The sequence below is a fragment of the Mesorhizobium sp. ISC15 genome (genome assembly GCF_037162615.1).
Taxonomy (GTDB): domain Bacteria; phylum Pseudomonadota; class Alphaproteobacteria; order Rhizobiales; family Rhizobiaceae; genus Mesorhizobium; species Mesorhizobium mediterraneum.
In genome coordinates, this window is the sequence record NZ_JAVSPX010000001.1 from 5,309,789 (window position 1) to 5,331,901 (window position 22,113).

Genomic DNA, 22,113 nt, shown 5'->3' on the forward strand with positions numbered 1-22,113 from the left:
CCCCACATCAAAGATGGCAGGTCGACCGAAGGTTCGCGATCAGCTCGCCGATCCAGGCTTCCAGGTCAGCACGCCGCCAGGCCCATGCACGGCGGCAAACAGCAGTCCGGCCACGAAGGTGAAATGGTCGACGAAGAAGCCGAACTCGGCCTGGTTGCCGGCCCAGTGCGACGGCCCGTGGAAGGCAAAGGCGAGGAACAGCACATAGGCGGCGGCGACAAGAGCGGCCTGTGAAAAGAAGGCACCGGTCAGGAAGCACAGCACGAGGACGACTTCGAGCAGGGCCGCGCACCAGGCCAGAAACAGCGGGAACGGAAATCCGGCAGCGGCGATGTAGCCCGCTGTGCCGCCCATGTCGGCGAATTTGAAAGTCACCGCCATGAGGAAGACGGCCGCGAAGATCAGCCGGCCGATGAGAATTGCCGCGGTTTGCCACGCTGATTGACCGGGTGAATGAGCGGTTTCCAACGACATGATGTCCTCCAGGGTTGCGACGGTTCCGCCCCAAGGACGATACACCAGCCGCAAACCCGACATCGTCCCCTGAGAACCTGGCTGGGACAGCGCAAGTGGCCAGGCCCGCCGCAAGACAGGGTTCCTGGATCTACTCGGCGGCCTGGTGGCTGATCGAATCCCGCACTGTGCCGTACTGGCTGCCCCAGCGGTCGGTCATCTCGCAGCGGACATCCCACAGCTCCGGGAAGAAGCGGTGGCGGGCGCCGGCCTCAAGCAGTTCGACCGGCCGGCCCTTCAGCGATTTCGCGCCCAGCCCGATCGAGCGGTGGATGAGATAGAGATGGTTGGCGCGGAACTTTTGGAACAGCTCGTCGAATTCGATCAGCGCTTCGGCGACGACATAGCTGTCGCCGTGATCGTATCTCGCATCGTAGACATCCTCGACCGAGAGCCCGCGACCATCGAGATAGGACGCCTTGAAGGCCCGCCACAGATCCGGCGGCATGCGCAGCAGGAGTTTGAAGCCCGGCGATTCCTGGCCGCTGCCATTGCCGAGCTGCAGCCGGATCTCTTGGTATTCCTTGGGCGACATGGTTTCGAGCAGGTCGAGCTGCGCCGTCATCATGCGCATCAGCCGATGCACGCGCCCCATCAGCGTGACGATGCGATGCGTGTTCTGCTGCTCGAGGAAGTCGACGACATCGACCAGCGTGTAGGTGATGAGCTTCATCCACAGCTCCTCGACCTGGTGCACGATCTGGAACTGCAGCTCGTCGGCATTGACCATCTCGGCCAGCGGCTTCTGGCAGGCGAGAAGCTTGTCGCACCTGAGGTAGACGCCGTAATCGCGCATTTCAGGCGCTTCGATGCGGGCATAGTAGTCCGGCTTGTGCATGGCAGCTGCTCCTTTGCCCGGCCCATAGGGCTCAGGGCATCTGTTCGGTCCGAGCTTGAAGGATAAGCGCTTTTGGCTTGAACATTGTTCCTTTTTGTTATCCAAATGCAGGAAATGAAGGACGAACGTCCGTTAATGAAGAGATTTTGGAGAACGATATATGCTGGATGCCCTCGATCGGAAGATCGTCGCGGCGCTGGAACGCGACGCGCGAATCTCCTTCGCGGCGCTTGCCGACGAGGTCGGCTTGAGCAAGACGCCGTGCTGGAAGCGGGTCAAGGCGCTGGAGGACGCCGGCATCATCCGCGGTTACTCGACGCGGATCGATCCGGCCAAGCTCGGCTTCGGCATCGAAGCCTTCATCCAGGTGTCGATCGATTTCGAGCTTTCCGAAGCCTTCGAGGCCGCAGTCCAGGCACATCCGCTGATCCGGCGCTGTCACGCCACGACAGGCGAAGCCGACTATCTCCTGCAGATCGTGACGGTCGACATGATGGCGCTGGACAGGATGCTGCGCGTCGAGCTCAGCCGCCTGCCCGGCGTGCGGCGGACGATCACCTCGATGGCCATGCGCGAGATCAAGGGTGGCATTTCTTTCGCCAATGCCGTTGGGCATACGCAGAAGCGATAGACGCTCGACAGAGGCTGGGGTTTAATTCGATTGGATGGTTTTGGATGGTTCAGGCTGCGGTTTTGTCGGGCTTGTCTATCCTCGGTGCCGGGCTTTGGGCTGGATCGACGTCCGGCTCCTTCTGCTGTTCGGCGTCAGCTTTCCGCTTCGGGCAGTCCTCGTAGCCATGGTCGCGCCCGCCGCAATATGCGCAGCATTTTGCCGGGATATCGGGGCGAAACATCGTCGTCATGCATTGAAATGCACGCGGCGCCCGTCTGGTTGCGTCGCACCGTTACTTTTCGCTTACATTAGGGATTTGGGCGCCGAATCCGAGGCTTTAAGGCGTGTAGCCCAGCGCGGCCAGGACCGACAGCCCTGCGACCAGGCCAATTGCAATAACAATGCCGAAATGCCGTTCCAGGAATCTGGGCGGCCCCTGCCAGTCGTATCGCATATCTGAAACTCCGCCGGGTAATCTGGGGCAGAGTGTTCAGGCGTCAAGGCCGGCGGTCCTGACAGGCGATAGACTTGACACCCGGTAGACTTGATAGGCGGTAGACAGGCAGCTGCCATTGTTCATATCGTTGTTCATATCGGAACGCGGGACGGCACTCATGCCCGAGCATCCTTCATCAGCGGGAGAAAGCCATTCCCAGCCCGCTGCGGCACCTGACCCTCGTCTGGCCTTTGTTTATGCGGAGGCGGTGCGTGGGCTCCAACACCAGCAGAACGTGGTGGAGAGCCTCAATACGCGCGCTGGCAATCTGATCTTTGCAACCGCGTTCGTGAGTTCTCTCCTCGGCGGCAGAGCTCTCTTGGATGGGCTCGGGCCGTGGGACTGGCTGGCGCTGGCGCTGCTTTTTCTGATCGGGCTGCTGGTCGTCATCATGTTGTGGCCCTACTACGCCTATACGTTCCGCTTCGATCCAGAGCAGTTGCTCCAGGACTTTGTCGATCAAAACCCTTCCGGATCTATGGATGTGATGCACCGCGCGCTTGCGCTCCGCATTAAAACCGACATGGCCAACAATTGGCGGATCATTCAACGCCTGCGCATGTCGCTACAGCTTGCCCTGTTTCTATTGTTGCTGGAACTTTTGGCATGGCTGTTCGCGATAACCCGCGTCTAGGCTCAGGGCCATTAATCCAGCAAGGTTAAGACTGCCTTGAGACTATACACGCGATAAACTCTCGCGCTAAAGCTGAGCTTCGATGGCCGCCTTGTCTATGACAGACCATACTTGTACGATCTTTTCGTCGCGAAGTTCATAGATCACGTTCTCGGCGAAGGAAACTCTCCTCCCACCTACAGGGAGACCAAGGAACGTTCCTTTCGGCGTGCAGTCGAAACCTAGTCGGCTCGCTATATAAGGCGGATCGGAAATCAGCATCTGGACATTGAAATAAAGGTCCGGAATTTCATCAAAGTCTCTCTCCAGCATTTCGCGATAACCTGACAAGCCGAGCCGCCGGCCGTTGTGGATCACCTCATCATCGACGAACTGTCCCAGCTTCGGCCAGTCCTGCTTATTCAGGCAGGCAATGTAGTCTCGGTAGACGTCGCGGAGGTCGGTTTTAATCACGGCGATTGCTCCTATCTCTACAAGGCCCTGCTGAAAAGGCAGTGTCTCACATGCTCAAGCAGATGACTGCATGAAGCGGCTTCATGCGCGGATGAGAAAGTGCTAGACAGCGTCCACTTCCTCTATTCCCGCTTCGTCTAATGGTAGGACAGCGCCCTTTGAAGGCGTGAATCGTGGTTCGAGCCCATGAGCGGGAACCAGCATCGGACCGCCCGTGCCGGGCAGCCGATCAGTCTTGATCCGATCAGATCGCTGCAACGCGCCAACAATGCCAGGACGAGGCCGGCGTGCCGTCCTTTTCCCAACGGACAAGGATGGTCGGTCGGACCAAGGAGCCCTATAAAGACCACATGTGACGGAGGACGACATGGCCGACGACAAATCCAAGACCAAGCAGGATCGCAAGCTGGCTTCCAGCGAGCAGCCTTACGAAGTCGCCGCCTTTGCCAAGAAATACGGCATACCGCCGAGCGAGGCCGCGACGATCATCAAACGGTACGGGCCTTCGAGGAAGAAGCTCGATGCGCATATGGCGAGCCGCAATGCCTGATCTGCACCCGGCGGCGTCGGCCTGGATCATCACCGCGGCTTGACCATGCCGCCTGTTTCCGGCCTGCCGGCGCTATCGACCGGATTCAACGCCAGGTTTCAATAACTCGTTTACTTTGACGCGATACCACCCAACGGTGAATCGTTGGGAGGTCGGATGTCGGACCGTGCATTGCGCTTTGAATGTGTCATGGAGCCAAACGGCCGATGGATGGTGTGGGACGCCAGGCGCGATCTTCCGGCCCAGTTTTCGGCGCTTGCGCTGATCGGCCTGCGTCACGACGAGGCCGCTTCGCTTTGCCGCCTCTTGAACGAGACAGCCTCCGAGACAGACGCCATCTATGCCCGGCAGAGCCGCGCGTCCTGATGGTTGCACCGCACAGCGCTGAGACGGCTGGCGCTCCGAACTGAATCCATCGATCTGTAGAAGCAGGTGGCCCTTGCCGAAGTCATCGGCTCGGCTTCGCGGGCCTCGGAAATCTTGAACAGGAAGCGCTTGCTGACGATGGATATGGTGCACCAAATCCACAAGAATTGGCACATTCCAGCGGAAGTGCTTATCCAGCCTTACCATCTTTCAGATGATGAGAAGGCCGAACAGCGCCGGGCCCGAGCGGCTGCAGGATAAACCTCCCTCCCCGTGGAACGCTGCCTTTGGCTACGGATGGCGTATTGGCACGGCAGGCGGATCTCGCCCACTTGCCGCTCGCCATTTGCCCGGGATTTTGCCTTGACAAACAAAGGTGCTATATTAGCTGACTAATCGATTCACAGTCGGCGAACCGGCATGGCCAAGAAGAAGTCAAAACTGGAACCGTCCAGCATTTCCGCGGTCTCTTCGGCGGAAGCCTATGAGGCGACCTATTTTGCCCGCAAGTGCGGCCTGACGCGGGATGAAGCGCTGAAGATCATGCGCGAGGCCCAGGGCTGGGTGAGCATGACGATGCCGTCCACCGCCAAGCGGAAGAATTAGCCCCACGAGGCGGCGCAGTGGGCGGTAAGGCATCGGCCAGGGAGGCGCAGCCGCCCCCTCAAGCGGCACGACGAACACGCGCAGCATTGAGCGGAGGCCGCGTTCCGTCCCACCGGCTCGACTCATCAGCCCTGGATAGAGTCCTACGCTTGCCGTCCCACCGGCAAAGCCGCTTGCGCGCTCGCTCGTGCCACGATCGCTTGCAGCGGCTCCGGCCGGTGCAGCAGAAATCCCTGGCCGAAGGCAACGCCCATATCCCTGAGGATGTCGAGCGCGTCCTGCTCTTCGATCTTCTCCGCCACCACGGAGCAGCCGAGGCTTTTGGCGATGCCCGATATGGCCGAGACGATTTCGCGGTCGAAGCGGCTCTCCGCAATATGCTCGATGAAGGACCCGTCGATCTTGATCGCATCGACGGGAAAGCGCCGGAGATATTCGAACGAGCTCATGCCCGCCCCGAAATCGTCGAGGCTGACGCGGCAGCGCCGCTCGCGCGCCTTGCGGACGAACTGTTCAGCGGCAGTGAAATTGGTGACCGCGGCGGTTTCCGTGATCTCGAAGCCGATGCCGGAATGCGGCGCCCCGGTCTCATCGATGACGGCGTCGACGAAATCCCAAAGCTGCGGGTCGCTCAGCGTCTGCGCCGACAGGTTGAAGCCGAGCGTCAGCGCCCCCGACTTCAGCGCCGGACCATGAAGCGAGAGCGCCGTCCTGATGATCCAGCGGTCTAGCCGCGACGCGACGCCGAACCGCTCCGCCGCCGGGATGAACTCGCCCGGCGGGATCAGCCGCCCGTTGCGCCCGGCGAGCCGTGCCAGGACCTCGACATGGCGGCTCTCTTCCCAGGGCTTTCCGAGCCGATGGATTTCCTGGCCGAACAGTTTCAGCCTTCCGTCTTCCATGGCATCGACAGTGTCGGCTGCCAGCCGCGCCGCATTGAGGCCGCCGGAACCGGACGTTGTCTCAGGGGAGAACACCGCGAAGCGATTGCGCCCGGCAGCTTTGGCCGCATAGCAGGCGTCGTCGGCGCAGGCGAGCGCGTCGGCCACCGCGGTATTCGCATCGGCGACAAAGGCGATGCCGATGCTGGCCGCGAGCTTGCGCGACGCCGCCGTCGAGCCGAGGTCGGCGTCGCGAACCGCCGCGAGAACGGCGCCGGCGATACGCCCGGCTTGGGCTGCGTCGCAATCAGGCACCATCAGCGCGAACTCGTCGCCGCCGAGGCGCGCGGCGTGCACCGACCGTGGCAGGCAGCCCAGAATGCCCTCGGCGACGCTCTTCAGCGCGAGGTCGCCGGCGGCGTGGCCGGCGAAGTCGTTCAAGGCCTTGAAGTAGTCGAGATCGACGTAGAAGACCGCGAGCGGGCGCGCCGTTGCGATATGATGGGCCAGCAGCCGGTCGAATGCGGCGCGGTTCAAAAGGCCGGTCAGCGCGTCGTGATCGGCCGCGTGGGCAAGCTCCTGCTCGCGTTGCTTGGCCTCGGTGATGTCGCGCACCGTGCCCAGGATCTGACCCGACGATTGAGCGTCGGCGATGAACCGTATCAGCGATTCGATATGTCGGACCTCGCCGTCCCGCTTGATGATGCGGTATTGCACGGCAACGACCTTCTGGGTTTGCAGCGGCACCTTATGCGCCCGCTCGGCGTAGTCCCTGTCGTCCGGATGCAGATAGCTGTGCCAGAGGTCGCTCGACACCTCGTCGGTGTCGGCGACAAGCCCGAAAATTTCCCTAGTGCGCTCGTCCCAGTAGCTTTTGCGTGCGGCGAGGTCGTGATGCCAGATGCCGGTGCCGCTGGCGGCCAATGCCAGGCGAAAGCGCACATTCACCTGCTCGAGCTCTGCTTCCGCTTGCTTCTGCTTGGTGATGTCGGTCTGGACGCCCATCAGCCGGACCGGCCGGCCCCCGGCATCGCGCTCGACCACCCCGCCACGATCGAGAACCCATACCCAGTGACCGGATTTGTGCTTCAGCCTGAGCTCGGTCTCGATGGAATCGGTCAGGCCGGCAATGTGGCGCTCGCCGCTGGCCACCGCCCGCTCGCGATCGTCGGGATGCGTCAGCTGCAGCCATAGATCGCTTGTCTTGGCAAGCTCACCCTCGCCATAGCCGAGCATCTGCGACCACATTGCCGAATAGAAACAGTCGCCGCTCGCGAGATCCCAGTCCCAGACGCCAAGATGCGCGCGTTCGAGCGCCAGCTCCCAGAACTCTCCGTTGCGTTTCTTCTTGTCGGCCATGCCCTGGACTTTGCCCGCTCCGTCGCGGCCATTCTGCGGCGAAATCAGAGAAGAAACCGTTACTGTGCAAAGAGCGGGCGAAGGGGCCCATCGGAGACATCACGGCTGGCAGTTTCTTTGGCCCCGCCGGTCGATGCAACGAGGGATGCGGAGGCCATCCGGCCCATCGCCTACACGATACCCGCGAACTGCCGCATTCGACCCCTGCGGAGACCTGATCCCGCCTGGATCAGGCCCTGTTGGCTCACACCTTGGCCTTGAAGCGCGCCGCCTCTTCCGAACCGCTTGTGGCGTCGCCCGCGCTATAGGAATGCGCCCCGGCACCGGCCAGCTTGCCGCCATCGACGATCAGGTAGTCCTCGCGGATCGGCCGGCTTTCGAACCAGCATTCCAGGATTTCGCGCGTGCCCGCGGCATAGCGCGCCTGGGCCGAGAGCGACGATCCCGAAATATGCGGCGTCATGCCGTGATGCGGCATCGATCGCCACGGATGGTCCTTGGGGGCCGGCTGCGGGAACCAGACATCGCCGGCATAGCCCGCGAGCTGGCCGCTCTCCAGCGCACGGGCGACGGCGTCGCGATTGCAGATCTTGCCGCGCGCGGTGTTCACCAGATAGGCGCCGCGTTTCATCCTGGCGATCATCGCCTCATCAAACAGGTTCTCCGTCTCCGGATGCAGGGGAGCATTGATCGTCACCACGTCGCAGATGCCGACCATGGCTGCGGCGTCCGGGTGGAAGGTGACGCCAAGGTCCTTCTCGACCGCCTCGGGCAGGCGGTGGCGGTCGGTGTAGTGCAGCTTGACGTCGAACGGCCGCAGCCGGCGCAGCACCGCGCTGCCGATCCGGCCGGCGCCGACGGTTCCGATCTGCATCCCCTCGACATCGTAGGAGCGCGCCACACAGTCGGCGATGTTCCAGCCGCCCTTGATGACCCACTGGTAGGACGGGATATAGTTTCGCACCAGCGCCAGGATCATCATCACCACATGCTCGGACACGCTGATCGAGTTGCAGTAGGTCACCTCGGCGACGGTGATGCCGCGGTCCATCGCGGCCTGCAGATCGACATGGTCTGATCCGATGCCGGCGGTGATCGCAAGCTTCAGCTGGTTTGCCTTGGCTATTCGCTCTTTGGTCAGATACGCCGGCCAGAATGGCTGCGAGATGACGATTTCGGCATCACCGAGCTCGCGTTCGAACACGCTGTCGGAACCGTCCTTGTCCGAGGTCACGACCAGGCTGTGCCCGGCGCTTTCGAGAAATGGCCTCAGGCCGAGCTCGCCCGACACGCTGCCGAGCAGGACGCCCGGTTCGAAGTCGATGGCCTTCGGCGTGGGAAGCGTCTGGCCGCCGGGATAGCGGTCGAGCTTCGGCAGCCCATCCCGCGCATAGTTTGACGGATAACCGTCGACGGGATCGTCATAGAGGACGCAAACGACCTTTGCCATTTTGATCTCCCTTCGTCCGACAACGAGGAAGACGCTCGATTGTTAAGGCTGCCCGCCAAAAACCAGCGGGCGGCCACTCTGGTTTGTCGGAGGCCAGCAACTCCTGGCGCTTCCTCGGAAAGTTGCGCGCTATTGCGAACTAGATGGAGGAGCCTGACGTGGTTTCAAGGCCAGCGGCAGGCAACAGTGCCGCGTCCATCGTCGGACTTGAGCGTACGCCCGATGACGATCCGCAGCGACTGCCGTGACGGCCGGCCACAAACCCTCATTTCTTCCCTTGCGGGTAGATCGTCTCACCGCGCTTCAGCATTTCGACAAACGCCGCGATCTTCTTCTTGCGCCCGGCTTCGGTCTTCATGTTGTGGATGCGGAAGGCGAGCGCGAAACGGTTCTGTGCGCTGAGCGTTGCCAGCATCGCCTTGGCCTTGGGCTCGGCATCGATTGCCGCCTGGAGGTCGTCGGGGATTTTCATGTCCTTGCCGCTTCCATAGGCGCGCGCCCAGCGCCCGTCGGCCTTCGCCGCCTCGACCTGCCTCAGCCCATGCTCGGTCATCCGCCCCTCCTCGATCAGCCGGGCGACGTTGTCGACGTTGATCTGGCTCCAGGTGCTCTTCCTGCCGCGCGGCGTGTAGCGTTGCAAATAGCTCTTGTCGTCGAGCCCCTTGCGCACGGCATCGATCCAGCCCCAGCACAGAACGACATCGATGGCCTCCTTCGGCGTGATCGAAGGCAGCCCCGAACCGACCTTGTGGATCTTGATCCAGACTTCTGTCTCGGTGTCGTGGTGCTTGCCGAGCCAGGCATAAAAGCTGGCGGCATCGCTGAATTCGTGCACCTTGGCGGGATCGACCTTGACCGGCGCCATCAGAGGGTCCGCCTTTTTGCGGTGGTCATCGGTTTCCTCCTTGCCTTCATCTGATGAAGCAGCAACGGAGCCACCGTTGCAAGGCTGGCGAGACAGCGAAGCTGCCATCTCCCCCCTTGTGGGGGAGATGTCCGGCAGGATAGAGGGGGGCGCTGTCCCGCCGACCTTCAACCCTTTGCAACTGCCCCATGTTAATTCAGGAAACGAGACGCTGGCGATCCGTCGCGCCCCCCTCTGCCCTGCCGGGCATCTCCCCCACAAGGGGGGAGATCGGCAGCGTCACCGACGGCTCAAGATGCCGCCCCTAATCCCCGGGAATCGTGAACACCTCGTCGGCGCGGCCGTAGCCGCCATCGGCGACCTCCTCGATCAGCACCATCGTGTAGGGGCGCACGCCTTCGCCGAACATCTCGACGAAAAGGGCTGTGGTCTTGTGGACGAGGTCCTCCTTCTGCCCGGCGGACAGAGCGCGCTCCGGCACCTTGAAGTTTGCAAACGGCATGATGTCAATTCCCTGTGGTTGTTGCGGAAAAAATCAGACTGTGCCGCCATTGGCGCGCAGCACCTGGCCGTTGACCCAGCCGCCGTCCGGACCGGCGAGGAACGACACGACGCCGGCGATGTCGGCGGGCTGGCCGAGCCGCCCGAGCGGAATCAGCTTGGTGATTGTCTCGACCAGCGCCTCGGACTTGCCGTCGAGGAACAGCTCGGTCGCCACCGGCCCCGGCGCCACGACATTGACGGTGATGCCGCGCGGCCCAAGCTCCTTGGCCAGCACATGCGTCATCGCCTCGACGCCGGCCTTGGTCGCGGCGTAGACGCCGTAGCTCGGCTGGTAGAGCCCGACGACGCTGGACGAGAAGCTGACGATGCGGCCGCCGTCGCGGAGCCGTCTTGCACCCTCGCGCATACCGCGGAACACACCGCCGAGGTTCACCGCGATCTGTCGGTCGAAATCCGCGTCGTCCATCTGCGCGATCGGCGAAAGCTTCATGATGCCGGCATTGTTGACCAGCACGTCGAGCCCGCCGAAGGCCTGCTCGGCTGCGTCGAACAAACGCGTCACGCCCACGGGAACGCCGACATCGGCCTGGACGGCGATCGCCGTACCGCCTTCAGCCGCGATCTCGCGCACCACGCTTTCGGCGGCTTCAGCGCCTCTGGCGTAATTGACGACGACCGAAAAGCCGTCGCGCGCCAGCCTTCTGGCGATTTCAGCGCCAATTCCCTTCGAGGCGCCGGTCACCAGCGCCGCCCTTCCATCCTGCATAGCCATGTCAGATCTCCAATTCTTGTGGACTGAAGGTAGGTGACAAACTCGCAGGGATAATCGCTCGGATCTTGCCAACACCATTCGGATATGGCGAACAATGGCGATGGACAGTCTCGACCGGATGCGCCTTCTCACCCGCGTGATCGAACGCGGCAGCTTCACCGCGGCGGCCGCCGATCTCGGCCTGTCTCGATCGACCGCCACCGAGGCGATCAAGGCCCTGGAGGCGCGGCTGGGCGCCAGGCTGCTCGAGCGCACCACGCGCCACGTCACCCCTACCCTCGACGGCCAGGCCTATTACCAGCGCTGCCTCGCCATCCTGTCCGATGTGGAGGATGCCGAGGCCGGCTTCCGGGCGGCGCAGCCGCAAGGGTTGCTCAGGATCGACGTGCACGGCTTCATGGCCCGCCACTTTATCCTGCCGCGGCTCGCCGAATTCCTCGATCGTTATCCCCGGATCGACCTGCATATCGGCGACGGCGACCGGCTGGTCGACCTGGTGCGCGAAGGCGTCGACTGCGTGCTGCGCTCCGGCGAACAGGCCGACAGCGGCATGATCGTGCGAAGGGTGGCGACGCTGCGCGAAGTCACCTGCGCCAGTCCGGCCTACCTGGAGAGGCACAGCGTGCCGGCCACGCCCGACGATCTCGGCGGCCATGCGATGGTCGGCTTCCGCTCGTCGCGGACCGGCGAGGTGATGCCGCTTGAATTCACGGTTGCGGGCGAGCTGCGCACCATCACGCTGCCGAGCCGGGTGACGGTCAACGGCTCCGACACGATGGCGGAGCTCGCCCGCCTCGGCTTCGGCCTTGTGCAGGCGCCGCACTACCGCTTCGCCGGCGATTTCGCGCGCGGCACGCTGGTCGAAGTGCTGCCGGACTATCCGCCGTCGCCGACGCCGCTGTCGGCGCTGTATCCGCAAAACCGCCAGCTCGCGCCGCGCGTGCGGGCGTTCATCGACTGGGTGATCGGGATTTTTGGCGAGGATGGGAAATCGGGCCGGGTGTGACGAGCCGGGGGCCGCCGGCTACTTTTGCGCAGGGGCCGCGTTCCTTCGCGCCCCCCTCTGTCCTGCCGGACATCTCCCCCACTTGGGGGGAGATTGGCAGCTTCGCCGTCCCGCCTGCCTTCCAGCGCTGGTGATTGGCGAAAGCCGAAGTGGCAGCCGATCTCCCTCCTCGTGGGGGAGATGTCCGGCAGGACAGAGGGGGGCGCCGTCCCGCCAACGTCGCTGACGCCCGTCTGCCCACGTATCACGCTGTCCCGCGGCGCCCATAGCGGTTCGTCCCGTCGTATTGTAGGAATCTCCCTGGCGGAACCGGCCATGGCGGACACGGCGGGCTTCAACTGGGGTTATATTGCCATGCGAGCGATGCTGTTCGGCGTGATGCTGCTGCTGCCGACCATGGCCCTGGCGGAACCGATCGAAACCCAGAAGATCATCACCGCGCTGACCGGCGACTGGAACGGCGACGGCGCCGTCGATCTGGTGATGATCGTCGAGACCAAGCCCGGCGACCCGATGGACATGTATTTCTTCCTTAGGGACCGCGAGGCCAATTTTCTCAAACCTGCCGGCATCGTGCGTGAGCAGATCTACGGAGAGTGGAACGGTTACGACCGGCCGGGCTACGGGGCTTCCGACACCGAGCCGGAGCTGTCCACGCTGCCCAACGGCTCGATCAACCTATACCTGCCGGCAATGCCGGTCGGCAGCAAACGGACCAACACGACGCTGACGCTCGCTTACCGCAATGACGCCTTCATCGTCGCCGGCTTTGCCTATGACTATCACGATTATCTTGAGGACAATGTCGCAAGCGACTGCGACTACAACGTTTTGACCGGCAAGGGCAAAAGCAGCAAGATGCAGCCCGATGGCGCCACAAAGCAGAAGACCGTGGCGGTGGAAGGCAAGGTCATTGCCTTTTCGGAGTGGAGCCCCGGAATAGGCTTCAGCGCCTGCGGCGAGTGAGGCACGCCGCACCATCGGATTTTCCGATAGCACTATCGTTTTCTTCCGTTTCCGCTTCGAGCCCAGACCTGCGACTTCCCTGACCAAGTGATCGTCTGTGGAAGCGAAGGATGGCGGATATGGCAAACAGGAAAGTTCTGGTCGTCGGCGGCAGTTCGGGGATGGGTCTGGCGCTGGCAAGGCAGTGTCTCGAGGCTGGCGCCGAGGTCATAATTGCCGGGCGCAACGAGGACAGGCTGAAGCGCGCGCGCGAGCAACTGGGCAACCCCGCCGCGCTGGACACGGTCGCGGTCGACATCACCCGGGAGGATCAGGTCGCCGCTTTGTTCAGGCGGATCGGCCGGCTCGACCATATCGTCAGCACAGCAGCCGATATCGAAGGCGCCTATGAGCTGTTGCCTGCGCTCGAGCTGAAGGCGGCGCAGAGGGTGGTGGAAAGCAAATTCTATGGGCCGCTGCTGCTGGCCAAACATGGCGCGCCGATGCTTTCGGCCACGGGCTCCATCACCTTCACATCAGGCATCGCGGCCTATCGGCCGGCGGCGCGGGGCTCGGTCGTCGCCGCGGTCAATGCGGCGCTGGAGGGGCTCGTGCGGGCGCTCGCCATCGAGCTGGCGCCCATCCGCGTCAACGCGGTCTCGCCGGGCTGGGTCGACACGCCGATCTGGACCTTCGTTGCCGGCGCCAAGAAGGACGACACGCTGAACGCGATGGCAGAGCGGCTGCCGGTCGGGCGGGTCGGACAACCCGACGACATCGCCGACGCTATTTGCTTCTTGATGGGCAACGCTTTCACGACAGGGACGACACTGCATGTCGAGGGCGGGCATCGGCTGGTATAACCGGCGCGAAATTGTCGCCCGCGGCCGCCAGCAGCAGTTTCAAGGCTGGCGGCTGCACCCGCCTGCGGCGCCAGATCATGGCAATCGACGCCGTGCGGACCGGGCCCGGCCAGGGCATTTCGATGACCTCGCCACGATCGAGCGCCTCGACCACGGCCAGGCGCGGCACCAGACCAAGGCCGGCCCCAGCCGCCACCAGGCGCGCGATCGTGCCGATGCTGCCGACTTCGGCGGCAAGCCTCGGCGATGCAAGGCCTGCCTCGGCAAAAGCCTTGTCGAACAGGTGCCGAGAGATGCATCCAGCTTCGGTGACGACGAAGCTCATTTTGCCGAGCGCCGTCAGATCGCCTCTCATCGCTGCCTCCCCAGGAGGAAAGACAAGGATCAGTGGTTCCGCCGATAGCGTCCGTCTGGCGAGGCGTTCGTCGACCTTCTCGAAACCGTCCCTGTCGAAGCAAAAGGCGACGTCGATCTCGCCATCTTCCAGCTTGCGCACGAGATCACCGCTGCCCGCGACCTTCAGCCGAAGATCGACGTCGGGATGGGCGACCTGGAAATCCGGGAGCCATTGCGCCAGCTTCGCCGAGGCGATCGTCTCCAGCGCGCCGATCGTCACCGATCCGGCGGCGTGTCCGGCGGTCACGTCCACGGCCGCCCGTGCCTGTTCGATCAGCATCAGAATGTCCACGGCATAGGGCTTCAGCGTGTCGCCCGCAGGTGTCAGCTGCAGGCCCTGCTTCGACCGCGTGAACAGCACCGTGCCAAGCTCGGTCTCAAGCGTCTGGATCTGATCGCTCACGCTCGACTGCGCGAGGTGGATCTCCTCAGCGGCGCGGGTGATGTTTCGACACCGCGCAACCGCGAGGAACGTCTTGAGCAGTCTTGGATGCATCGGGTGACCCGTATTGACTGCTTCACTGCAGCTGCGGTTTTTTGAGAAAGCTGTTGCGGTCGGCCGACTTGACGCGCAGCCAGGTTTCGCGGCCGTCGCGCACCACCCGCAACGGGATCTCGGCGCCTGCCGGATTCTGCCACAGCTTGCGATAGAAATCGGCGAGCCCGTCGACTTCGCCGTCGCGCACATCCGAGATGATGTCGCCCTGGCGCAGGCCGGCTTCGGCGGCCGGGCTGCCTTCGGCGACGCTCATCACCACCACCTCGCCATTGCTTTCGGCGGAGAAGGCGCCGAGCCAGGGGCGCGGTGGCTTGGAAACTTGGCCGCGTGTCAGGAGATCGTCGAGGATGGGCGGCAGAAGGTCGATCGGCACCACCATGTTGATATCGGCGATCTCGCCGGCGCGGCTCATCTGCAGGCGCAGCGAACCGATGCCGAGCAGTCTGCCGTCCTGCCCGATGAGTGCCGCACCTCCCCATGACGGATGGGCGGGCGCGGTGAAGATCGCCTCGTCCAGAAGATATTCCCAATAGCCGGCGAATTCCTGCTTGGTGATGATGTGCGCGCTGACCGACTGGCCGATGCCGTCGGCGAGCACCACGGGATCGCCGGCCATCGCCTTGGCCGCGTCGCCGAATGCCACCGCGGGCAGGCCGAGCGGGGCCAGCGCCTGCACCAGGCCGAAGCCCGATTCCTGGTCGTAGGCGAGCGCGTGCGCGGGAACCACGCGCCCGTTATGATCGGTCAGCCAGACTTCTTCCGCCTCGGTGATGAGATAGCCGATGGTGAGCACCAGACCGTCCTCGCGTATCACCACGCCGCTGCCCTCCCGGCTCGTGCCCAGCGCATTCGCGGTGAAGGCGTCGTCGGGGATCGAGGCGCGCACCGCCACGATGGACCGCAAAATCGTATCGATGGTCATGCTCTCAATCCCGGCAATATTCATGGCGGCCGCCAAAGGCCCGATATCCTCTATAGGTATGGCGCACGTGACGAGGCGCAAGGGCATCCGTGATCCCTTCCCAAGGGGGAGAACGTGGGCCGGCACCCGGAACCGACAATAGTTCAACACAAGTTGAACTTCCTGCTGCCAGCACTACCTTTATCTATGTGCGGATGAATCTGCCCATCCTCGCTCCCTTTCATTGCGCAAGCTGATCCTCCCCAAGACCCTCCCCGCTCCCAACAAAGGCCTCCCGAGATGAACGACTACACACCGCCGAAAGTATGGACCTGGAACAAGGAAAATGGCGGCGCCTTCGCCAGCATCAACCGGCCGATCGCGGGCCCGACGCATGACAAGGAGCTGCCGGTCGGCAAGCATCCGCTGCAGCTCTATTCGCTGGCGACGCCGAACGGCGTCAAGGTGACGATCATGCTGGAGGAACTCTTGGCGCTCGGCCACAAAGGCGCCGAATATGATGCCTGGCTGATCAGGATCAATGACGGTGATCAGTTCGGCAGCGGCTTCGTCGAGGTCAACCCTAACTCCAAGATCCCGGCGCTGATGGATCGCAGCGGGCCAAAGCCGATCCGCGTCTTCGAATCCGGCTCGATCCTGGTGCATCTGGCCGAAAAATTCGGCGAATTCCTGCCGACCGAGCAGCCGGCGCGCGCCGAAACCCTGTCATGGCTGTTCTGGCAGATGGGCTCGGCGCCCTATCTCGGCGGCGGCTTCGGCCATTTCTACGCCTATGCGCCGGAAAAGATCGAATATGCCATCGACCGCTTCGCCATGGAGACCAAGCGCCAGATGGACGTGCTCGACCGGCGCCTCGCTGAAAGCGAATATCTCGGCGGCGATGACTACACGATTGCCGATATAGCCGTGTGGCCCTGGTATGGCGGGCTGGCCAAGGGCCGCATGTACAATGACGCCGGCGAGTTCCTGTCGGTCGCGGACTACAGACACGTGCAGCGCTGGGCCGACGCGATCGACGCGCGCCCCGCGGTGCAGCGCGGGCGCATGGTCAATCGCGCCTTCGGCGAGCCGGCGATGCAGTTGCACGAGCGTCACGACGCCAGCGATTTCGACACCAAGACGCAGGACAAGCTGGCGGCGGAGTGAGCGGCGACGGAGCTGAGCGGATGACGCGGCTGATCTCTCCCGGGGAGATCAGCTTCAACCTGCCACGTCTCGACGGCGGATCAGGATTGCACAAGCCGCACACAGGCTCCCGCGCCGCCCAAACCCAGGCATATGTATTCGGAAATATATACTGGTTGACTAAAGTAACGGAACGTCCAATGCACATTCCCAGAACCGAACAAGTCCGCTTTCAAAAGGCTTAGACCATAATGTCTATTTCGGGAACATCATGATCTAAGCATATAGATATTCAGCCGGATTGGCGTCGAATCTCGACACGTCGTAAAACCGGATACCGTCTCGATGGTCCAGCACTCACGGGTCGCGGATCACCTGTGTGTCTTTCGCCCGGTTCTATAGATCAGCCGGACGACGAACACAAAATATCCAACCTGCAAAACGATCAGGGTCAGGACTGTCCAGCCTAGCGCCTTCCAGATTGAACCGGTTGCCAAAAAAGTCGAGAGCGCCACGACGAGTGACGCGGTGGTCATCCCCACCAGGAACTGTGGAAAATTCATTGCTTTTCAAGGCCGTCCCGGGCTTGCAACAGCCGCGACGACCCCCCTTGCCCATTTACCCCAGACCAACGTTTTCACCCTTTCAATGGTTGCGCAAGTGGCAAATGGAACAGAAGTGTGCACATATTTAACGCAATCTTTGGTTGAGGCTCTACCTTGGCTATCGCTGGTCCATTCAAAAAGAGACGACCTGTAACGGGAGGACATGATGGAAATTTGTTGCGCGCCGGACACTCCGGGCGCAACGTAGGCCCTACGGACTGACATAAAATAAGAATATCAGTCCATGGGAGGGATGGGGAACATGGCGCTCAAGGTAATCGGCGCGGGATTCGGACGCACGGGCACATGGTCGACCTTTGCCGCGCTGAACAGGCTCGGCTTTCCCTGCTATCACATGCAGGAAGTGATCCTCAACAAGGCCAACAAGGGCCACCTCAACTTCTGGCGCAAGGTGGCGAACAGCAAGCCCGGCACGCCGCACGACTGGGACCGAGCGTTTGCCAACTACACGGCGACGGTCGACAATCCCGGCTGCTGCGTGTGGCGGGAATTGTTGGCCGCCTATCCCGATGCCAAGGTGCTGCTGACGCTTCACCCGCGCGGCGCCGAAGGCTGGTACGACAGCACGATCGATACGATCTACTTCACCGAAAATCTCTGGCAGTTCAAGATTTTGGAGTGGCTGACGCCGTTCGGCCGGAAATTCGGCGACATGTCGCGCAAGCTGATCTGGGGTCGTGTGCTGGCCGGCGTGATGGACGACCGCGAGCGGGCAATCGCGCGCTACAACGCTTACACCGAGGAGGTGAAGGCCGCAGTGTCGCCGGAAAAACTTCTGGTGTTCACGGTGACCGAAGGCTGGGGGCCGCTGTGCCGCTTTCTCGGCGTGGCGGAACCGCGGGAGCCGTTCCCGAACCTCAATGACCGCGAAAGCGTCAAGAAGGTGATCCGCGACGTCATCAAGGGATCGTACATGATGCTCGGTCTGTCGATCGCGGGCGGCGTGGCGGTGCTGGCTGCGCTTTGGTGGTGGCTGGGGTAGCCGGCCTCAGCCAAGGTGCCGCCAGCGAACCCTATTCGGGCGAAGGCACAGGCGGCTTGTTCGTCATGGTGGCGCCGAAGGCAGCGGCTATGACGGCGGCTACCCCCAGGCATTGCAGTCCGGTCAGGATCTCGTGCAGGAACAGGAACCCCGCCAGCGCGCCCAGCGCCGGCTCCAGGCAGGTCAGCGTGCCGTAGAGCCTGGCGGGCATCCTGGTCAGCGCCACCATCTCCAGCCAGAACGGCAGGGCGCTGGAAAACAGCCCGACCAGCAGGGCGCCGGCCAGGATCGACGGCGCGACCAGCGCCGGCCCCGCCTCGGCCACGCCGAACGGCAGCGCAAGCACTGCGGCGATTGCCAGGCCGTAAGCCGTGGTCTGGCCGCCGAGTTCGGCGCCCGCCTTCTGCGCGAACACGATGTAGAGCGCCCAGAAGCCGCCGGCCGCCAGCGCCAGCATCACGCCGGTCGGATCGAGCGCCTGGCGCGAATGCACGAGGGGCGACAACAGCACGATGCCGGCGACGGCAAGCGCCACCCAGGCGAAGTCGCTGCCGCGCCGCGACGACAGCGTCGCGACCAGAAGCGGACCGGTAAATTCGAGCGCCACCGCGATGCCGAGCGGGATCGTCTCGAGCGCCGCATAGAACAAAAGATTGAGCGCGGCGAGCGTCACCCCATAGGCGATCAGCCACGGCCAGACGGCTTTGGACGGCCGCACCCGCCAGGGCCGCAGCACCGCCGCCAGCATCAGCGCGCCGACGACCAGCCGCAGCGCCGTCGTGCCTTGCGCGCCGACCAGCGGAAACAGGCCCTTGGCGAAGGCCGCGCCGATCTGGATCGACACCATGGCGCCGAGCAGTGCCGCGATGGGCAGGGTTTCGGAGACAGGCTTGATAACCGGCGTCGACGTCACTGTGGTCGGTCCTCCCCTGCCGCCGGGCTATGCGCGACGGCATGCGGCGGAGATAGGACCAATGGGCTTGCCTGTCGTGAGGCAGCGAGGGGTGGTTGGGTGGGGCAAGCAAAGACTCTGATAGACGCTGGCGGGACAGCGCCCCCCTCTGTCCTACCGGACATCTCCCCCTCAAGGGGGGAGATTGCGCGCTCAGCCGCTTTCGCCAATCTCAAGCGTTGCAGAGGTGAGCGGAGCGCTGAGGCTGCTGATCTCCCCCCTTGAGGGGGAGATGTCCGGCAGGACAGAGGGGGGTACTGTCCCGCCGGCGCCAAAAATTACTACAGGCGCAACCCTGCCGCTCAGGCCGACATCGCCAGCGGCCTTGCGCTCTTGTTGGGAATCTGGATGTCGATATCCAGCGTCGACATCGTCTCGCCGCGCTCCATCGAGACCTGCAGATAATCCTGGTCGATCTGCACATGCCTGGCGATGACGGCCATGATCTCCTCGCGCAAGATGGAGACGAGATCGGGCTGGCTGCGGCTGCGGCGCTCATAGGCGAGCAGCACCTGCAGCCGCTCGCGCGCCACCGGCGCGCTGCCGCGCCGCTTGAAAAGGTCCAACAGGTTCATGCTGCCCTCCTTCCAAAAAGCCGGTCGAGAAAGCCCTTGCGCTCGAACGGCACGACGACCGGCAGCTCCTCGCCTTCGAGCCGTTTGGCCGCCTCGATATAGGCGCGGGCGGCAGAATTGGTGGGATCGCTGAGCGTCACCGGCGAACCAAGGTTGGAGGCCCTGAGCACGTCCTGGCTCTCGGGAATGATGCCCAGGAGCGGCGTCGATAGGATCTCAAGAACGTCGTCGATCGAGAGCATTTCGCCGCGCGCCGCGCGGGCGGCATCATACCGCGTCACCAGCACATGCTTGGCGATCTGCTCGCCCCGCTCGGCCTTGACGGTTCTGGCATCGAGCAGGCCGATGATGCGATCGGAATCGCGCACCGAGCTGACTTCCGGGTTGGTGACGATGACCGCCTCGTCGGCAAAGCGCATGGCAAGCTGCGCGCCGCGCTCGATGCCGGCCGGGCTGTCGCAGAAGACATAGTCGAACACCGAGCGCAGCTTGTCGATCACCTCGCCCACGCCCTCCTCGGTCAGCGCATCCTTGTCGCGCGTCTGCGAGGCCGGCAGCAGGAACAGCGTGTCGACCCGCTTGTCGCGGATCAGCGCCTGCGAGAGCTTGGCCGTTCCCTGGATGACGTTGACCAGGTCGAACACCACCCGCCGCTCGGCGCCCATGATCAGATCGAGATTCCTCAAGCCGACATCGAAGTCGACCAGGGCCACCTTCTTGCCGGTTCTCGCGACCGCGGCACCAAGGGCGGCCGTCGAGGTCGTCTTGCCGACGCCCCCTTTGCCTGAGGTGACCACCACTACCTTGCCCATATATGCCTCCATTATTGTTGTTGGTATTGTTAAGCGTCTGATTTATGCGATGCGCTTAAGTCATTGTTTTCGTAAATGTTTCCTAAAGCCGCTGCGTTCCTTTGGTCGGCATGCATTAGCTGAAAGGCGCGATGCGCAGCGTGTCTTTTTCGAGAAAGGCCTGGACGGCTTTGCCGCGCAAGGACGGCTCCATCTCCTCGGCGGTGCAATACCAGCCGTCGACCGACAGCAGCTCGGCCTCGTTTTTGCGGCAGAAGATGCGCGCCGCCGAATGGCCGAGCACACCGGCCGACGCGCGCCCGCGCAGCGTGCCGTAGACATGGATGGAGCCGGCGGCGACGATCTCGGACCCGGAGGCGACGGAGCCCAGCACGATGACATCGCCATGCGCATGAAAGACCGACTGGCCCGAGCGGATCGGCGTCTTCACCATCAGCGTGGCCGGCGCTTCCGGCTGCCTGTCGTCTGGCTGCTTGCCCTGTTCCGCCCTGCCGGCCTCTTCCGCCTTGCCCGTCTCTTCCGGCCTGCCCTTGCTGTCGGCCTGCATGAGCAGCCCGGCGGTGGCCTCCTTGGCGCCGATCAGCACGGGCGGCAGATTGGCCTCAAGCGCCGTGTTGCCGTCGAGCTCGATGGCGTAGATGCGGATGCCGCGCAGGCCCAGCTCAGCAACCAGCGCTGCGATCTGTCCGACCTCCGGCTTCAACGTGTTGAGATTGAGCACCACCGGCCGGCCGGCAAAGTAACCCGGCGAGTTGCCGATCCAACGATCGAGGCTTTCCAGCCATTCCGAAAGCGGCGCCTCCGGCGTCAGCGTGAAGGCGACGAACGAGCGGGCGCGAAAGCGAATGGATTTGGTCTCGACGGGGGCGGCGAAGGTCACGGACAGCGATTCCTTACTGATAGGTAAACGCTAGCCAGCCATGGTTAACGAAAGGTTAACGGAGGGGGTGTTTGCGGCATCTGGAAAGCTGTTACTGACAGACTTGGCGGTGTCAGCAGCCTTGCGGACAGCGCTGGAAATTGCCTGCCCTTTCCTCGACACCTTGCTGGCTAAGTGTCCTTCGCTGCCTCCTCGATCAGTTCCGCTAGCAAGCTGGAGAACGGCTCGTCAGACCTATCCCCTATGTTTCCCACTTCTCTCGCCACGATCCCGGGCGAAGAGACTGAGACTTCCCCGCTCAGATGAACGTCGACCGTGAACGTCCTTCTGATTACCTCCTCCTCCATGCCCCGCTTCCTGTAGACTTGGAACCGAATAGACGGTGTTGACGCTTTGGCTTGGTGGCTTGGCGCGGTGTCTATGTCGACAGTCACCTCGCCCGTCACGTCAGCTTGGGCCGCTTGCAACGACGCAACCACGACGTCGTTTAGCCAGGCCCGGGCTTGTGCGCCGAAGTCCACCCCCTCGGCCTTCTCATTGCGGACCTTCTCCTCTTGCTCACGGGCTTCCTTCCCGCGCTCAAGGGCTTCTTTGAACTTGGATATCATGGTGTGCCTCCGATTGTGAGCG

At 63.1% G+C, this 22,113-nt stretch carries 25 protein-coding genes and 1 tRNA gene; 11 read left to right on the forward strand and 15 right to left on the reverse strand.

Annotation, left to right across the window (positions count from 1 at the left end; all coding sequences use genetic code 11):
* Positions 1-39: 39 nt before the first annotated feature.
* Together RPG13_RS25565 and RPG13_RS25570 are read right to left on the reverse strand one after the other, a co-directional pair.
* The gene (locus RPG13_RS25565; protein ID WP_337126296.1) at positions 40-474 is read right to left on the reverse strand and encodes a DoxX family protein; all 435 of its coding nucleotides are present in this window, start codon (positions 472-474) and stop codon (positions 40-42) included.
* 130 nt (positions 475-604) lie between these two features.
* Positions 605-1,351, reverse strand: a complete 747-nt coding sequence (locus RPG13_RS25570; protein WP_337126297.1) for a tryptophan 2,3-dioxygenase family protein — start codon at positions 1,349-1,351, stop codon at positions 605-607.
* 160 nt (positions 1,352-1,511) lie between these two features.
* Between RPG13_RS25570 and RPG13_RS25575 the strand changes: the two genes are divergently transcribed.
* A complete protein-coding gene (locus tag RPG13_RS25575; RefSeq protein WP_095482700.1) occupies positions 1,512-1,982 on the forward strand; it encodes an Lrp/AsnC family transcriptional regulator in 471 nt (156 codons plus the stop codon).
* A 596-nt stretch (positions 1,983-2,578) separates the two neighbouring features.
* Entirely contained in the window at positions 2,579-3,094 is a 516-nt protein-coding gene (locus RPG13_RS25580; protein WP_095482702.1) for a hypothetical protein, read from the forward strand.
* A gap of 66 nt (positions 3,095-3,160) precedes the next feature.
* On the opposite strand, the gene RPG13_RS25585 is transcribed toward RPG13_RS25580, so the two are convergent.
* Positions 3,161-3,547 (reverse strand): ester cyclase, encoded by a 387-nt coding sequence (locus RPG13_RS25585; RefSeq protein WP_095482703.1) that lies wholly within the window; start codon positions 3,545-3,547, stop codon positions 3,161-3,163.
* Positions 3,548-3,673: 126 nt separating this feature from the next.
* On the opposite strand from RPG13_RS25585, the gene RPG13_RS25590 reads away from it, so the two are divergent.
* The 4 genes from RPG13_RS25590 to RPG13_RS25605 all read left to right on the forward strand — a co-directional run bounded on the left by RPG13_RS25590 (position 3,674) and on the right by RPG13_RS25605 (position 5,069).
* Positions 3,674-3,747, forward strand: a tRNA-Gln gene (locus tag RPG13_RS25590).
* A 167-nt stretch (positions 3,748-3,914) separates the two neighbouring features.
* Positions 3,915-4,097: a DUF3606 domain-containing protein gene (locus RPG13_RS25595; protein WP_095482704.1), complete on the forward strand. Its 183-nt coding sequence runs from the start codon at positions 3,915-3,917 to the stop codon at positions 4,095-4,097.
* 156 nt (positions 4,098-4,253) lie between these two features.
* Positions 4,254-4,463: a hypothetical protein gene (locus RPG13_RS25600; protein WP_126105746.1), complete on the forward strand. Its 210-nt coding sequence runs from the start codon at positions 4,254-4,256 to the stop codon at positions 4,461-4,463.
* Between the two features lie 420 nt (positions 4,464-4,883).
* Positions 4,884-5,069 (forward strand): hypothetical protein, encoded by a 186-nt coding sequence (locus RPG13_RS25605; protein ID WP_127293357.1) that lies wholly within the window; start codon positions 4,884-4,886, stop codon positions 5,067-5,069.
* 143 nt (positions 5,070-5,212) lie between these two features.
* Here RPG13_RS25605 and RPG13_RS25610 read toward each other — a convergent pair whose 3' ends face one another.
* From RPG13_RS25610 to RPG13_RS25630, 5 genes are all read right to left on the reverse strand, one after another.
* Complete coding sequence (locus RPG13_RS25610) at positions 5,213-7,309, reverse strand: EAL domain-containing protein (RefSeq protein ID WP_337126298.1); 2,097 nt, start codon at positions 7,307-7,309, stop codon at positions 5,213-5,215.
* A gap of 244 nt (positions 7,310-7,553) precedes the next feature.
* A complete protein-coding gene (locus tag RPG13_RS25615) occupies positions 7,554-8,759 on the reverse strand; it encodes an NAD-dependent formate dehydrogenase (protein WP_164759188.1) in 1,206 nt (401 codons plus the stop codon).
* 265 nt (positions 8,760-9,024) lie between these two features.
* On the reverse strand, positions 9,025-9,624 hold the full coding sequence (locus tag RPG13_RS25620) for a YdeI/OmpD-associated family protein (RefSeq protein WP_292506463.1): 600 nt from the start codon (positions 9,622-9,624) through the stop codon (positions 9,025-9,027).
* A 304-nt stretch (positions 9,625-9,928) separates the two neighbouring features.
* A complete protein-coding gene (locus RPG13_RS25625) occupies positions 9,929-10,126 on the reverse strand; it encodes a tautomerase family protein (protein WP_126105741.1) in 198 nt (65 codons plus the stop codon).
* 33 nt (positions 10,127-10,159) lie between these two features.
* A complete protein-coding gene (locus RPG13_RS25630) occupies positions 10,160-10,900 on the reverse strand; it encodes an SDR family oxidoreductase (protein ID WP_337126299.1) in 741 nt (246 codons plus the stop codon).
* A 100-nt stretch (positions 10,901-11,000) separates the two neighbouring features.
* Here RPG13_RS25630 and RPG13_RS25635 point away from each other — a divergent pair, with 100 nt between their 5' ends.
* The 3 genes from RPG13_RS25635 to RPG13_RS25645 all read left to right on the forward strand — a co-directional run bounded on the left by RPG13_RS25635 (position 11,001) and on the right by RPG13_RS25645 (position 13,714).
* Entirely contained in the window at positions 11,001-11,906 is a 906-nt protein-coding gene (locus RPG13_RS25635) for a LysR family transcriptional regulator (RefSeq protein ID WP_337127054.1), read from the forward strand.
* Between the two features lie 315 nt (positions 11,907-12,221).
* Complete coding sequence (locus tag RPG13_RS25640; RefSeq protein ID WP_292504193.1) at positions 12,222-12,872, forward strand: hypothetical protein; 651 nt, start codon at positions 12,222-12,224, stop codon at positions 12,870-12,872.
* 119 nt (positions 12,873-12,991) lie between these two features.
* Positions 12,992-13,714, forward strand: coding sequence for an SDR family oxidoreductase (locus RPG13_RS25645; RefSeq protein ID WP_442921354.1), 723 nt, complete (start codon positions 12,992-12,994; stop codon positions 13,712-13,714).
* Here the strand turns inward: RPG13_RS25645 and RPG13_RS25650 are convergent.
* Positions 13,665-14,606 (reverse strand): LysR family transcriptional regulator, encoded by a 942-nt coding sequence (locus RPG13_RS25650; protein ID WP_337126301.1) that lies wholly within the window; start codon positions 14,604-14,606, stop codon positions 13,665-13,667. The two genes, RPG13_RS25645 and RPG13_RS25650, sit on opposite strands and share 50 nt — an antisense overlap.
* 22 nt (positions 14,607-14,628) lie before the next feature.
* On the reverse strand, positions 14,629-15,531 hold the full coding sequence (locus RPG13_RS25655; RefSeq protein WP_127204758.1) for a S1C family serine protease: 903 nt from the start codon (positions 15,529-15,531) through the stop codon (positions 14,629-14,631).
* Between the two features lie 279 nt (positions 15,532-15,810).
* On the opposite strand from RPG13_RS25655, the gene yghU reads away from it, so the two are divergent.
* Both yghU and RPG13_RS25665 read left to right on the forward strand, forming a co-directional pair.
* Positions 15,811-16,677: a glutathione-dependent disulfide-bond oxidoreductase gene (gene yghU, locus RPG13_RS25660; protein ID WP_095482716.1), complete on the forward strand. Its 867-nt coding sequence runs from the start codon at positions 15,811-15,813 to the stop codon at positions 16,675-16,677.
* A gap of 846 nt (positions 16,678-17,523) precedes the next feature.
* On the forward strand, positions 17,524-18,264 hold the full coding sequence (locus RPG13_RS25665) for a sulfotransferase family protein (protein WP_095482855.1): 741 nt from the start codon (positions 17,524-17,526) through the stop codon (positions 18,262-18,264).
* A gap of 31 nt (positions 18,265-18,295) precedes the next feature.
* On the opposite strand, the gene RPG13_RS25670 is transcribed toward RPG13_RS25665, so the two are convergent.
* The 5 genes from RPG13_RS25670 to RPG13_RS25690 form a co-directional block, all read right to left on the reverse strand.
* Positions 18,296-19,177, reverse strand: a complete 882-nt coding sequence (locus tag RPG13_RS25670; RefSeq protein ID WP_337126302.1) for a DMT family transporter — start codon at positions 19,175-19,177, stop codon at positions 18,296-18,298.
* Positions 19,178-19,518: 341 nt separating this feature from the next.
* A complete protein-coding gene (minE, locus tag RPG13_RS25675) occupies positions 19,519-19,791 on the reverse strand; it encodes a cell division topological specificity factor MinE (RefSeq protein WP_095482719.1) in 273 nt (90 codons plus the stop codon).
* Positions 19,788-20,603 carry a septum site-determining protein MinD gene (gene minD / locus RPG13_RS25680; RefSeq protein WP_337126303.1) on the reverse strand — a complete coding sequence of 272 codons (816 nt, stop codon included), beginning with the start codon at positions 20,601-20,603 and terminating at the stop codon, positions 19,788-19,790. Before minD ends, minE begins: the two co-directional genes overlap by 4 nt.
* Before the next feature lie 115 nt (positions 20,604-20,718).
* Entirely contained in the window at positions 20,719-21,483 is a 765-nt protein-coding gene (gene minC / locus RPG13_RS25685; protein ID WP_337126304.1) for a septum site-determining protein MinC, read from the reverse strand.
* 170 nt (positions 21,484-21,653) lie between these two features.
* A complete protein-coding gene (locus RPG13_RS25690; protein ID WP_337126305.1) occupies positions 21,654-22,091 on the reverse strand; it encodes a hypothetical protein in 438 nt (145 codons plus the stop codon).
* Between the last annotated feature and the right edge of the window lie 22 nt (positions 22,092-22,113).

Coding starts and splice junctions, on each gene's coding strand:
- RPG13_RS25655 (WP_127204758.1), bottom strand. CDS start 15,531: ATGACCATCGATACGATTTTGCGGTCCATCGTGGCGGTGCGCGCCTCG.
- RPG13_RS25570 (WP_337126297.1), bottom strand. CDS start 1,351: ATGCACAAGCCGGACTACTATGCCCGCATCGAAGCGCCTGAAATGCGC.
- RPG13_RS25630 (WP_337126299.1), bottom strand. CDS start 10,900: ATGGCTATGCAGGATGGAAGGGCGGCGCTGGTGACCGGCGCCTCGAAG.
- RPG13_RS25605 (WP_127293357.1), top strand. CDS start 4,884: ATGGCCAAGAAGAAGTCAAAACTGGAACCGTCCAGCATTTCCGCGGTC.
- RPG13_RS25650 (WP_337126301.1), bottom strand. CDS start 14,606: ATGCATCCAAGACTGCTCAAGACGTTCCTCGCGGTTGCGCGGTGTCGA.
- RPG13_RS25575 (WP_095482700.1), top strand. CDS start 1,512: ATGCTGGATGCCCTCGATCGGAAGATCGTCGCGGCGCTGGAACGCGAC.
- minE (WP_095482719.1), bottom strand. CDS start 19,791: ATGAACCTGTTGGACCTTTTCAAGCGGCGCGGCAGCGCGCCGGTGGCG.
- RPG13_RS25625 (WP_126105741.1), bottom strand. CDS start 10,126: ATGCCGTTTGCAAACTTCAAGGTGCCGGAGCGCGCTCTGTCCGCCGGG.
- RPG13_RS25635 (WP_337127054.1), top strand. CDS start 11,001: ATGGACAGTCTCGACCGGATGCGCCTTCTCACCCGCGTGATCGAACGC.
- minD (WP_337126303.1), bottom strand. CDS start 20,603: ATGGGCAAGGTAGTGGTGGTCACCTCAGGCAAAGGGGGCGTCGGCAAG.
- yghU (WP_095482716.1), top strand. CDS start 15,811: ATGAACGACTACACACCGCCGAAAGTATGGACCTGGAACAAGGAAAAT.
- RPG13_RS25620 (WP_292506463.1), bottom strand. CDS start 9,624: ATGGCGCCGGTCAAGGTCGATCCCGCCAAGGTGCACGAATTCAGCGAT.
- RPG13_RS25640 (WP_292504193.1), top strand. CDS start 12,222: ATGGCGGACACGGCGGGCTTCAACTGGGGTTATATTGCCATGCGAGCG.
- RPG13_RS25565 (WP_337126296.1), bottom strand. CDS start 474: ATGTCGTTGGAAACCGCTCATTCACCCGGTCAATCAGCGTGGCAAACC.
- RPG13_RS25665 (WP_095482855.1), top strand. CDS start 17,524: ATGGCGCTCAAGGTAATCGGCGCGGGATTCGGACGCACGGGCACATGG.
- RPG13_RS25645 (WP_442921354.1), top strand. CDS start 12,992: ATGGCAAACAGGAAAGTTCTGGTCGTCGGCGGCAGTTCGGGGATGGGT.
- RPG13_RS25690 (WP_337126305.1), bottom strand. CDS start 22,091: ATGATATCCAAGTTCAAAGAAGCCCTTGAGCGCGGGAAGGAAGCCCGT.
- RPG13_RS25580 (WP_095482702.1), top strand. CDS start 2,579: ATGCCCGAGCATCCTTCATCAGCGGGAGAAAGCCATTCCCAGCCCGCT.
- RPG13_RS25600 (WP_126105746.1), top strand. CDS start 4,254: ATGTCGGACCGTGCATTGCGCTTTGAATGTGTCATGGAGCCAAACGGC.
- RPG13_RS25610 (WP_337126298.1), bottom strand. CDS start 7,309: ATGGCCGACAAGAAGAAACGCAACGGAGAGTTCTGGGAGCTGGCGCTC.
- RPG13_RS25615 (WP_164759188.1), bottom strand. CDS start 8,759: ATGGCAAAGGTCGTTTGCGTCCTCTATGACGATCCCGTCGACGGTTAT.
- RPG13_RS25595 (WP_095482704.1), top strand. CDS start 3,915: ATGGCCGACGACAAATCCAAGACCAAGCAGGATCGCAAGCTGGCTTCC.